This is a genomic window from uncultured Clostridium sp. (assembly GCF_937920395.1).
Classification (GTDB): Bacteria; Bacillota; Clostridia; order Clostridiales; family Clostridiaceae; genus Clostridium_AD.
The window spans coordinates 15,851-28,238 of the sequence record NZ_CALEVF010000019.1 but is presented as its reverse complement, the minus strand read 5'-3'; the positions used below and the strand labels follow the sequence as shown (position 1 = coordinate 28,238).

Below are 12,388 nucleotides of genomic sequence, written 5' to 3'. Positions count from 1 at the left end.
ACGAAGTCTTCATATTCTGTTTTACTACCTTCTTTAAGTTTTGAATTACTTACATTCATTTTAATTGGATACCTAATGAAATCAGAATATTTCTTTATAATAGACTTTAATCCATTTTCATCAAGAAATTCATCAAAATTATCATCTTCTGTATTTTCTTTTATTTTAAGTGTAATTTCTGTACCAACGCAAGCTTTCTCAAAGGGTTCTATAGTATACCCATCTGCACCTGTAGATTCCCACTTGTACGCTTTGTCACTACCAAAAGCTTTGCTTATAACTGTGATATTATCTGCTACCATAAATGCAGAATAAAATCCCACGCCAAATTGTCCGATTATATCATAACCATCTTTTATTTCATTTTCTTTTTTAAATGCTAAAGATCCACTTTTAGCTATAACACCTAGATTATCAGTTAGTTCTTTTTCGTTCATTCCAATACCAGTATCTGAAATTTTTAATACTCTGTTTTCTTTTTCACATGCAATAGTAATGTAGTATTTATCTTTCTCAAAAGTTAATGTGTCATCCGCTAATGTCTTATAATAAATTTTATCAATAGCATCACTAGCATTAGATATGAGTTCTCTTAAAAATATATCTCTATGAGTATATATTGAGTTTACCATCATATCTAGAACTCTCTTAGATTCTGTTTTAAATTGTTTTTTTTCCATTTTAAATTTCCCCTTCCTTACCAATTCGTTTTACTTTTATATTTTGTTAGCACTCTATGCTGCCGAGTGCTAATTATAATTCTAAAATACACCTTTTTTTATGATTTGTCAATGTGTTGCTACCTACTTTTTATCATTTATAAACATAAAATCTAATACCAACAGTTATTATTCTGCTGGTATTAGTAAGTCTTTCTCAACTATATGATTAATTAACCACTCATTTAAAAAAGTTAATATTTTCATTATAGCTTCATCTTGATTATTATCAATCTCATTTAAATTAACATCATCAATTTTTTTTATGAAAAATGCATGATCTATTTTTTGCGTGAATAATCTTTTATAATTTATGCTAACCATATATTCTTCTTCAGCATTAAAATGATATATAGTGTACGCTTTTAATTCATCAATTACCGCAACAATTTTATCATACTTATCTGTATCATATTTATCTATTAATAATTGATAAGCTCTTTCGCCTATTTCAAAAAGTTTTTCGTGTTCCGCATTGATTTTAGGAATTTTTGTTTTATATTTTTCCTTCATTTCAAACATTAATCAATTTCCTCCTTAGCTTTTCATATTACAACTTGTCTCCCATGTTAAAAATTAAATTTATAAACTTATTTTACTTTGTTTTAATTTATTTTACAAGAGCAATATGGATAACATTCTAATTCGTACCATTATTTTCATATTACACATTAACTTATTAAGGTTGATCACTTATTTTACTTTTTCTATTTCATCTTTCAAGAAAGATCTTCTCCTTCGGTACTCAATAATAGGTATATCTCCTTGAATAAGATTTTCATTCATTGTTAGTTCAGATTTAGTGGGGATTTGAGTTAAAACAACCTTCCTATCTTGATGAAGTATATATTTATTACTAATAGTACTCATTGTATTAACTATTTGTTTTAATATAGGTACTTTCATAAATTTCTGATAAAATCTAAGATAAATTTGAGTATGTTCATTATCAATAGGTGCAAATATTGCAACTATTCTAATATCCTTACTAATAATATTTTGCCAAACATTTGGCATTTGTAACTGAAGACTAAATAATTTTTTATAGTTTGTAATTTCATTTGGCTTTAAAGGCTTTTTATTTCCATCATCCACTACATTATTCACATAAAAAGTCATCAAGTTATCTTCCCATTTAACAACCGGACCATTTACTAAAGTTTTATTTCCCCTACCAATTGAAGATGCATGCACAAAAGGTAAATGAACAACATCTAATTGATTTTCAATAGCTCTCGTATAATGCACTGGCCACATCTCTGAAAAGCCTCCATAGGAAAAACCTTCACGTAGTTCTTTGAAAAAAGGAATTTCTGGAATATCATCTAAAATTTCTCCATACCATAACCAAATTAAACCATATTTTTCTTCTACTAGGTAGGGATTAACCTTATACCTCTCTGGTATATTACTATTTTTCCCATTAGCTGGTATTAACGTTACCTTCCCAGAAGAATTGTATTCAAATCCATGGAAAGGACATACCATTTTGTCATGGTCCACTTTGCCCGCACTTAATGATGCTCCTCGATGGCAACACTTATCAAAAATGCAATTGATTTTACCACTTTCACTTCTCCAAAGAACTAGTTTTTCACCCATTCTTGTTACACCAATTGATTTTTTACTCCTCACCTCTTTTGAATTTAGTATTCCATACCACTGATTCTTAATCATGCTCATCCATCCTTTTTTAACAATTCAATTTTTATAGTTAGACTCTATTTTTTAGCCAGAACTTTTCCCAATTTCCATTGCATTTATTAAATGCTAAGAAAATATATAAGCAACTAATCATACTACCTAATGTTAGCACAAGTAAAACCCAGATTAAAGATTTAGAAGCATTATTCTCTCTATACACTATCCACGCACATACTATGATAAATTCAATATAAATATCTACTAATGATATTTGTCCCCACGGCATACCTAAAAGGATTTTACCCTCCTGAGTAAAATTCCCAATAGTAAATCCATATATAAGCATTCCCATCATTACGAAAAAACCAATAAAAGAAAATATTTTTCCGATTTTCATAAAATTAAGCCCCCTTTCATTATATTTTTTAATCAATTTTATTAAACTTTTCTTTTAGGAAACCAAGGTACAAATTTACTAGTAATTTCCGCGTATGCCTGAAATTCTTTATTATCCTTATAATGTTTTTCAAGCATCGGTACTCCAGAAACATATAGCAGCAATAATGTTATAATTATAGGACTAATGATTCCAGCTATGCCACTTTTTGATGATAAAGTAATTATAAATATTCCCCACCACATTGTAGCTTCTCCAAAATAATTTGGATGCCTTGTAAATTTCCAAAGCCCCCTTTTCATTATATGCCCTTTATTCCTTTTATCTTCAATAAAGTTTTTTAACTGTTTATCTCCTAATGCTTCAAAAACAAAACCAACTATCCAAATTGCTAGACCTAGAACTTCTAAAATACCTAAACTTCCTTTTGATGTAGCATTATTCATTATAATGGGATATGCTATAACAAGCATAATTGCTCCTTGTAGCATGAACACTTGCAAAAATGCTCTTGGCATTACCCATCTTCCCCAACTCCGCCTAAATGCTACATATCTAAAATCTTCGGGCTTTCCTAAATTCCTTTTTAATATATGATAAAACAATCTTATTCCCCAGACAAAAACTAATGCCGTAACTATAATCGCTCTTAAATTATAATTTTCTGAAGTAAACAATGTATATATTGATATTAGTACAAACCCAAGACCCCACCCCATATCAACTATTGAATTGTTTTTCCTCATTTGAGCAATAATAAAAAAGATGCTCATATAGATACAAACTAGTATTGTACTTTGCAAATAAATATTCATATTAAATCCTCCTAAATTTATATTATTACATTAAGAACTTATAAATGACACTGCTACTGCTCCAATTCCTGCGCTTAAACCAACAATAGGTGATATTTCAGTGATATATTCTGGTTCTTTACCTAAAATTGCTGTTAATTTCAAGCTCAATTCATTAGCTTTTATAGGAGCACTTGCATGTACAATGTTATAAGATATTATTTTGTTATTTTCGTTTGCTTTATTAACTATCTCAAGTATTTTCTTAGTATTTGATTTTACATTAAAAGTTTTACCAAATGCAATTCCTTTTCCATCCCCATTTATTGATATTATTGGTTTTAAATTTAATACCCTTCCAATAAACCCTTTCATTGGTGAAACCCGTCCACCCCTTACCATGTATTTAAAAGTATTAACGCTAACATATATTCTTGCTTTTTTAATCTTATTTTCTATTATCTCAATAACTTTCTCATAATTTTTCCCGGCTTCTAATTCTTTTGCTGCTTCTAATACTATTAACCCTTGTGCACCAGAATTTAATTTGGAATTAATTACTGTTATTTTTTTGCCTTCTTCTATAAATTTTTGTGAAGCTTTTTTAACAATGTTAAACGTTCCACTCATTTCCTTAGATACTATTATTGTAATTACTGATTCATAATGACTAGTTAAAAAAGAAAATACATTTTGCACATTTTTTATTGTCGGTTGCGAACTTGTTGGATATTCTTTTAAATTGTCAATCATAGAATAAAACTTATCCGGTTTTATAGTAAGTTTGTCCAAATATGTGCTGCCTTCAATAATTAAATTCAATGGTAAAACGTGAATCTGATACTTTTCTATGAGTTCTTGTGGTAAGTCAGCAATTGAATCTGTAAGTATAGCCGTTTTATTAATCCTGTTATGCACAACCTCATATTGTTTCTTCATGTCGTCAACTTTTTGCTGAACTATTTCACCTTTTCCTCTTAGTATATGGAATAATTCATCTGGTTTATTTGTGTGTATGTGTATTCTAACTTTGCTTTTATTTCCTGCTACAATTAAAGAATCTCCTAAATGTTTTAGTTCATCCTTTATTTGATTAGTATTTATATTGTCATTCGAAATTAAAGCTTCTGTACAATATCTATAAGTTATATTTGAAGTAAAATTAAAAACCTCTTCTTCAAATACTATTTCTTCTTCATTTTGACTTAATTTTGTAATGTTTTTATCCTTAAAGAAATAAACAACTCCCTGGAGAAAACTCACAAAACCACTTGCACCAGAATCTACCACAGATGATTTTTTCAATATATCAAGAATATTGGGTGTGTTTGCAAGCGAGCTCTTAGCATCCTCTAATGTTTTAATTATTACTGCTTCAAAACTATCAGTTACATCTTTCAATTTGTAAACGGCTTCCGACCATTCTCTTATAACAGTTATCATAGTCCCTTCAATAGGATTTAATATAGCTTTGTATGCATAGGGTACCGCGTTTTTTAATGTTTCTGCAAAAGTCACCATAGTTAGAGGCTCTTTATCGCTAATTTCTTCATTAATGCCATTTAAAAACTGAGCAAAAATTATTCCTGAATTACCCCTTGCGCCAATCAATGCTGCATCCGCCATAGAATTAATTGTATCTTTAATAGATTTGTGAATCTTCATATCTTCAACAATTGAATTCATTGTAGATACAAGATTGCTTCCCGTATCTCCATCTGGAATAGGAAAAACATTCATTTTATTTAAAATATTCTTTTGTTTCCTAACTTGCACTACGCCTGATAAAAATGCATAATATAATACTTCTCCCGTTATATTATTAATATTAATTTCAATTCCCCCTAAGTAATACTTTTTATCTACAAATAATTGTTATTAATATTATAATAGCATATTTTTGACTAAATGTGCATATAAATAAATATATTTATTTGTTATATGTACCTTTAAATATATTAAATATTATATAAAATAAGAAGCAAAAAATATATTTAGTTTAGAATTATAATAATTAATAAAACAATTCAAATTATTGAAATAAATGTTGACAATCATTAACTTAAGATGTATTATTTAAAACAATATCAATGATCAGAAATAGTAGATAAAGGAATTTAGTTTAAGCGAACCTGGATTAGTGAAAGCTAGGTACTGTAGCCGTTATTGAATGGGTCTGTGAGATGTGATGCGAACTAGTAGTAGCATTAACCGGAGTGTCTACCGTTACATGGACAGGGCAATCGAGAAATCTGTGCCTGACAAAGACAATTATTTAGGTGGTACAACGAAATTTACATTTCGTCCTTATTAGGATGAGGTGTTTTTATTTTTTTGTTACTAAATAACTAATATGGTTGGCACCGCGGTCACTTCGTCCCATTATACAGATGAAGTGTTTTTTTTGTCCAAAAAAATAAAGGGGTGATTATAAAATGGTTAATTTAACGCAAGAAGAATTTGATAATAAAAAATCTTTGAAAGTAATTTTTCCAATGTTCACTAAAATTAATGGTGATGAACTTACACCAGTAAATATTTATTACAAACTAAAAGGAAAATATAAATTTCTACTCGAAAGTGCTTCATCTTCTAAAGAAGATTCAAGATATTCATTTATGGGTAGTAACCCGTATATGATAATAAGTAGCCGAGGTGAAAATGTAACTATAACTAAAGAAAATAAAGTTAAAAATAAAACAGGTAAGATATTAGATTTTGCACAGGCACATTTACTTAAACAATATGATATGAATGACCTAGATTTACCATTTATCGGTGGTGCAATTGGTTATATTGGTTATGATGTAATAAGACAATATGAGAAATTACCAGATAATAATCCAGACGAACTAGATTTACCAGAGACATGTTTACTTTTTTATAAAGAATTTATATGCTTTGATCATTTTAAAAACACATTAATGTTAATTCATAATGTATTCCCAGAGAAAGATGAAGATTATAATACTGTTTTAAATAAGCTGAATATTATTAAGGCAATGGTAAGTTGCGAGAACGTACACCATAAATTGATTGAAAATTCAAAAAATAAACAATTTATTTCTAATTATAAAAAAGAAGATTTTTGTAAACTTGTTGATAAAGCAAAAGAATATATAACATCTGGTGATATTTTTCAAGTGGTCTTATCTCAAAGGTTTAAGGTTAAAAATAACATAGACCCTTTTGAAATATATAGAAAGTTACGCCGTAGCAATCCCTCCCCTTATATGTTTTATGTAGATTTTGAAGATTTTAAGTTAGCGGGAGCATCTCCTGAGAGTTTAGTTAAAGTTAAAGGTAATGTTGTAATGACTAATCCTATTGCAGGAACAAAACCTCGTGGTAAGACTGCAAAAGAAGATGAGCTATTAAAAGAAGAGTTGTTAAAAGATGAGAAGGAACTTGCAGAACATTTGATGCTTGTGGATCTTGGTAGAAATGATATAGGTAAAATTAGTGAATTTGGCTCTGTAAAGTTAGATAAATTTATGGAGGTTGAAGCCTTCTCTCATGTAATGCACATATGTTCAAAGGTCTCAGGTACTTTAAAACAAGAATTAAATTGTTTTGATGCACTAAAGTCTTGTTTACCTGTAGGAACAGTCTCCGGGGCCCCTAAGATAAGAGCAATGGAAATTATTGATGAATTAGAGAATACAAGGCGTGGTATTTATTCAGGAGCCATCGGTTATTTCTCATATGGTGGTGATATGGATACGTGCATAGCCATAAGGACAATAGTATTTAAGGATGATTTTGCTTATGTTCAAGGCGGTGCTGGAATAGTTTATGACTCTGTACCCGAGACTGAATACACTGAAACCATGAATAAAACTATGGCACTAATGGAGGTATTGTAATGATTTTAATAATAGATAATTATGATTCCTTTACTTATAATTTATATCAATATGTGGGTGAATTATATAAGGACATAAAAGTTTTAAGGAATGATGAATTTACAATAAAAGCATTAGAAGAATTACCACTAGAGGGTATTATTATTTCTCCTGGACCGGGCAGACCAGAAAATGCAGGTCTAAGTGTTGAAGTTATAAAAGTTTTTGAGGGCATAATGCCAATTATGGGCATTTGTTTAGGACATCAAGCTATAGGTTATGCCTATGGCTCAAAAGTTATAAAAGCACCTGAGATAATGCATGGGAAAACCTCTATCATTACCCATAATGGGAAAGGCTTGTTTAAAGGAATAAATAACAATCTAAAAATTATGAGATATCATTCTTTAATTGTTGAAAAAGCTACCTTGCCAAAAAATTTAGAAATTACTGCCCAAACAAAAGATGGAATAATAATGGCAATAAAGCATAAAGGGTTTCAGACATATGGTTTACAATTTCATCCTGAATCAATATTTAGCGAGGGAGGAAAAGAAATAATAAAAAATTTTGTGGAGGTGATTTGTAATGTTAAAGATGATAATAAGTAAAGTTATACAAAATCAAGATTTAACTCAGAAAGAAGCTTATGATTTTATGAATGGAATAATGAAGGGAGAAGCAACTGAGGCTCAAATAGGAGGATTTCTTGTTGGTCTAAGGATGAAAGGTGAAACTATAGATGAGATCACAGGTTGTGCAAAAGCTATGAGGGATAACGCAAAACATGTAGATTTAATTAGCGATTACGCTATTGACACTTGCGGCACTGGTGGTGACGGAGGTAAAACTTTTAATATATCTACCGCCTGCGCTATAATAACATCTGCAGGAGGCGTAAAAGTGGCTAAACATGGTAATCGGGCAGTCTCTAGTCAAAGTGGTAGTGCTGATGTACTAACCGAGCTTGGAATCAATATAAATATAAATCCAAGTATTGCCGCAAATTTAATTGAAGAAAAAGGCATGGCTTTTCTATTTGCTCAAAACTATCACTTAGCTATGAAAAATGCAGCGGCACCAAGACGCGAAATAGGAACTAGAACTATTTTTAATATTTTAGGTCCTCTAACAAATCCTGCCTTTGTTAAGGGGCAGGTACTTGGTATTTTTAGCAAAGAATTAACCAACTCAGTCGCTAATGTTTTAAAAAAGCTTGGATTAGAGCGTGCACTTGTAGTCCACGGTGAGGATGGACTAGATGAAATAACCACCACTGGTTTTACTTATGTCAGCGAATTAAAAAATGGCCTTGTATTCGATTATAAAATACATCCAGAAGATTTCGGAATTAAAAAAGCAATCCTTGAAAACATAGTTGGAGGAAGTTCTAAGGATAATGCAACTATTATTTTAAATGTTTTAAAAGGAGAAAAAGGACCTCAAAGAGATATTGTAGTAATAAACACAGCTGCAGCTTTATATATTGGCAAAAGGTGTGAAACTATAAAAGAAGGAGTATTACTTGCTAAAGACTTAATTGACTCTGGAAAAGCCCTTCTAAAACTTAAGGAGCTTAGATTATCATGAATATATTAGATAAAATAGTTAAAAACAAAATACACCAAATTGACAATGAAAAAATTGAAAAACCATTAGAAATTTTAATTAATAATAAACACTGGGTAATAAGAGATTTTGAAAGAGCACTTAATACAAATGGATTGTCTATTATTGCTGAGGTAAAAAAAGCCTCTCCCTCTAAGGGCCTTATTGATGCAAATTTTGATCCTATTAAAACTGCTTTAAACTACGAAAAATTCAGTGTTGACGCTATCTCAGTTCTAACTGAAAAAAAGTATTTCTTAGGAGATGATAAAAATATAGGATTAGTTAAAGAAAATACCTCTATGCCTATATTACGGAAAGATTTTATTATAGATAAATATCAAATATATCAATCTGTTGCCCTTGGTGCTGATGCTATATTACTAATAGCTGCTGTTCTAAAGGATAAGCTAAAATCTTATTATAAACTTGCAACCTCCTTAGGCCTTCATTGTTTGGTAGAGGTCCATAATAGCTTTGAAATAGAACTTGCCCTCGAATGTGGCTCAAACATAATAGGCATAAACAATAGAGACTTAAATAACTTCAATGTTGATATTCATACAGCAGAGAAACTTATGAAGTATATACCCAAAGGCAAAATTGTTGTATCTGAGAGCGGAATAAGTTCAATTAATGATGTTTTGTATTTAAAATCAATTGGAGCGAGCGCAGTACTTATTGGGGAATCTTTTATGAAAAATCCCCATAGTGTTGAAACCTTCCTTAAGGCTTGCCATGACTAAAATTAAAATTTGTGGAATTAGAAGACCGTGCGACATTGATTATATTAATGAGCTCCTCCCAGAATACGTCGGATTTGTTTTTGCTAAAAGCAAACATCAGGTAGATAAAAAGCAAGCGTATAAATTAATAAAAAATCTAAGCAAAAGTGTTCAAAAAGTTGGAGTTTTCGTTAATGAAGATCCATCAGTAGTGCTAGAAATCTCGGAAAAATTACATCTTAATGTTCTCCAATTTCATGGTCATGAAACACAAGAATATATAGATCAATTTAAAGGTTATGAAATCTGGAAGGCACTTAAAATTAATGATTATGAGAGCATTTCCCAAACAAGCCATTACAATTGTTCAAAATTTCTTCTAGATAATACCACTTCTGGTTCTGGAGAAAGCTTTAATTGGAACCTTGCATATAAAAAGATTGATGGAAGCACCATTATGCTAGCTGGTGGATTAACTAGTGAAAATGTTAAACAAGGAATTACAAGGTTAAACCCTTACGGGGTTGATGTATCCAGTGGTGTAGAAATACATGGATTTAAAGATTATGAAAAAATGAAAGAATTTATTAAGAAAGTGAGGGATTTATAATGAAAGGTAGATTTGGTAAATTTGGTGGACAATACGCACCAGAAACAGTAATGAGCGCAGTTATAATACTTGAGGAGGAATATGAAAAAGCTAAAGTCGACCCTGAGTTTATAGAAAAATATAAATATTATCTTAAAAACTACGTTGGTCGCGAAACTCCGTTATATTATGCAGAGCATCTTACAAAAAAATTAGGTGGAGCAAAAATATATCTAAAGAGAGAAGATTTAAACCATACCGGAGCTCATAAAATAAATAATGCACTAGGACAGATACTACTTGCAATAAGAATGGGTAAAAAAAGAATAATAGCTGAAACTGGAGCAGGTCAACATGGAGTTGCAACTGCAACTGTAGCTGCGATGTTTGGACTTGAGTGCGAAGTATTTATGGGTGAGGAAGATATACAAAGACAATCACTAAATGTTTTTAAAATGAAAATGCTTGGAGCTAAAGTTAACTCAGTTACCACAGGCACAGGCACCTTAAAAGATGCCGTTAATGAGGCTATGAAAAATTGGGTCAGTAACGTAGAAGATACTTTTTATGTTATAGGATCTACCGTTGGATTACATCCATATCCAACAATGGTTCGTGACTTTCAAAGAGTTATTGGGGATGAGGCAAGACGCCAAATACTAGGCTTTGAGGATAGATTACCAGATTACATAATTGCATGCGTTGGTGGTGGAAGTAATGCTATGGGCATATTCTACCCTTTCATTGAAGATAAAGCTGTAAAACTTATAGGGGTTGAGGCAGCAGGAAAAGGACTAAATACAGATCAACATGCTGCAACTATATCAAAAGGTAATATTGGAATAATTCATGGAATGAAAACTTATGTGCTTCAAGATGATGATGGCCAAATAATGCCTGTGTATTCAATTTCTGCTGGTCTTGATTACCCTGGCATAGGTCCTGAACATGCTTATCTACATGACATACATCGAGCTCAATATGTAAGTGCTACAGACGATGAATCAGTTAATGCTTTTATGCAGCTCACAAGAGTTGAGGGAATAATCCCTGCTATAGAAAGTGCTCATGCAGTTGCCTATGCTATTAAACTTGCACCAACGCTTTCAAAGGATAAAATTATTATTATTAATCTATCAGGACGTGGCGACAAGGATATAAATACAATCGCACAAATAATGGGGGTAAAACTATGAATAGAATAGTACAAAAATTCAATTATCTTAAATCAAAAAATGAAAAAGCCTTTATACCTTTTGTAACAGGTGGAGATCCAGATTTAGATACCACCTTAGAATTAGTTTTAACTCTTGAAAAAGCCGGTGCTGATATAATAGAGATTGGAGTTCCCTATTCTGATCCTATGGCTGATGGTCCTGTAATACAGGCCTCCTCCACTAGGTCATTAGCCCATGGAACTAAAATGAAATCTATTATGGACACAGTTTGTCAAATAAGAGAAAAAACGCAAATTCCACTAGTCTATCTACTTTATTATAATTCAATATTTAAATATGGTGATGTTGCGTTTTTTAAGAAATGCAAGGAAGTTGGTATTGATGGTTTAATAATTCCTGATCTCCCACTTGAGGAGAGAGCTCAAGCAATAGAAATCGCAGATAAATATGATATATGCATAATACCAATGGTAGCTCCAACATCGAAATCAAGAATTAAAGCTATAACTAATCTTGGAAAGGGTTTTGTATATTGTGTTTCTGTAAATGGAGTAACAGGAACAATACAAAAACTTAATACAGACATTAAAGAGTATATGGATTTAATCTCTGCATACACTGATATGCCTAAAGGCCTTGGTTTTGGAATATCAAATGCTGAAATGGCAAAAGCATATGCCCCTTATTGTGAGGCCATCATTGTTGGAAGTGCAATAATAAAATTAGTGGCTCAGGGTGGAACGCAAGATAAACTATTAAAGAGAGTATACGATTTTGCACTAGGTATAAAAAGTGCAATTAATTAATTGATTTATGAAAATATGATAATATATTATACAATAGGATATACAAATAAGAAGAAAGGCAGCAATTAACACTTTAATTAATG

At 30.9% G+C, this 12,388-nt stretch carries 13 protein-coding genes and 1 other annotated feature; of the genes, 7 read left to right on the top strand and 6 right to left on the bottom strand.

Annotation, left to right across the window (positions count from 1 at the left end; translation table 11 throughout):
• The 6 genes from Q0649_RS01290 to Q0649_RS01265 all read right to left on the bottom strand — a co-directional run.
• Positions 1–680: ATP-binding protein (locus tag Q0649_RS01290; RefSeq protein WP_298836433.1), on the bottom strand; the 680-nt coding region annotated here is incomplete at its 3' end.
• A 168-nt stretch (positions 681–848) separates the two neighbouring features.
• The gene (locus Q0649_RS01285; RefSeq protein ID WP_298836431.1) at positions 849–1,241 is read right to left on the bottom strand and encodes a bacteriohemerythrin; all 393 of its coding nucleotides are present in this window, start codon (positions 1,239–1,241) and stop codon (positions 849–851) included.
• A 171-nt stretch (positions 1,242–1,412) separates the two neighbouring features.
• Complete coding sequence (locus tag Q0649_RS01280; protein ID WP_298836429.1) at positions 1,413–2,396, bottom strand: aromatic ring-hydroxylating dioxygenase subunit alpha; 984 nt, start codon at positions 2,394–2,396, stop codon at positions 1,413–1,415.
• Positions 2,397–2,433: 37 nt separating this feature from the next.
• Positions 2,434–2,796 (bottom strand): DUF1475 family protein, encoded by a 363-nt coding sequence (locus tag Q0649_RS01275; RefSeq protein ID WP_298836427.1) that lies wholly within the window; start codon positions 2,794–2,796, stop codon positions 2,434–2,436.
• A gap of 5 nt (positions 2,797–2,801) precedes the next feature.
• A complete protein-coding gene (locus Q0649_RS01270) occupies positions 2,802–3,575 on the bottom strand; it encodes a DUF1295 domain-containing protein (RefSeq protein ID WP_298836425.1) in 774 nt (257 codons plus the stop codon).
• 30 nt (positions 3,576–3,605) lie between these two features.
• Positions 3,606–5,330, bottom strand: coding sequence for a DAK2 domain-containing protein (locus Q0649_RS01265; protein ID WP_298836423.1), 1,725 nt, complete (start codon positions 5,328–5,330; stop codon positions 3,606–3,608).
• 305 nt (positions 5,331–5,635) lie between these two features.
• Positions 5,636–5,866 (top strand) — a binding site (T-box leader).
• Positions 5,867–5,989: 123 nt separating this feature from the next.
• Here Q0649_RS01265 and trpE point away from each other — a divergent pair.
• From trpE to trpA, 7 genes are read left to right on the top strand one after another with little or no spacing between them, the layout of a single operon-like run.
• Complete coding sequence (gene trpE / locus Q0649_RS01260; protein WP_298836421.1) at positions 5,990–7,420, top strand: anthranilate synthase component I; 1,431 nt, start codon at positions 5,990–5,992, stop codon at positions 7,418–7,420.
• On the top strand, positions 7,420–8,010 hold the full coding sequence (locus tag Q0649_RS01255) for an aminodeoxychorismate/anthranilate synthase component II (protein WP_298836419.1): 591 nt from the start codon (positions 7,420–7,422) through the stop codon (positions 8,008–8,010). The genes trpE and Q0649_RS01255 overlap by 1 nt, the downstream gene beginning before the upstream one ends.
• On the top strand, positions 7,988–8,989 hold the full coding sequence (gene trpD / locus Q0649_RS01250; protein WP_298836418.1) for an anthranilate phosphoribosyltransferase: 1,002 nt from the start codon (positions 7,988–7,990) through the stop codon (positions 8,987–8,989). Before Q0649_RS01255 ends, trpD begins: the two co-directional genes overlap by 23 nt.
• Positions 8,986–9,753, top strand: a complete 768-nt coding sequence (trpC, locus tag Q0649_RS01245) for an indole-3-glycerol phosphate synthase TrpC (RefSeq protein WP_298836417.1) — start codon at positions 8,986–8,988, stop codon at positions 9,751–9,753. Before trpD ends, trpC begins: the two co-directional genes overlap by 4 nt.
• On the top strand, positions 9,746–10,342 hold the full coding sequence (locus tag Q0649_RS01240) for a phosphoribosylanthranilate isomerase (RefSeq protein WP_298836416.1): 597 nt from the start codon (positions 9,746–9,748) through the stop codon (positions 10,340–10,342). The genes trpC and Q0649_RS01240 overlap by 8 nt, the downstream gene beginning before the upstream one ends.
• Positions 10,342–11,517, top strand: coding sequence for a tryptophan synthase subunit beta (gene trpB / locus Q0649_RS01235; RefSeq protein WP_298836415.1), 1,176 nt, complete (start codon positions 10,342–10,344; stop codon positions 11,515–11,517). The genes Q0649_RS01240 and trpB overlap by 1 nt, the downstream gene beginning before the upstream one ends.
• Entirely contained in the window at positions 11,514–12,305 is a 792-nt protein-coding gene (gene trpA, locus Q0649_RS01230; RefSeq protein WP_298836414.1) for a tryptophan synthase subunit alpha, read from the top strand. The genes trpB and trpA overlap by 4 nt, the downstream gene beginning before the upstream one ends.
• Positions 12,306–12,388 lie beyond the last annotated feature (83 nt).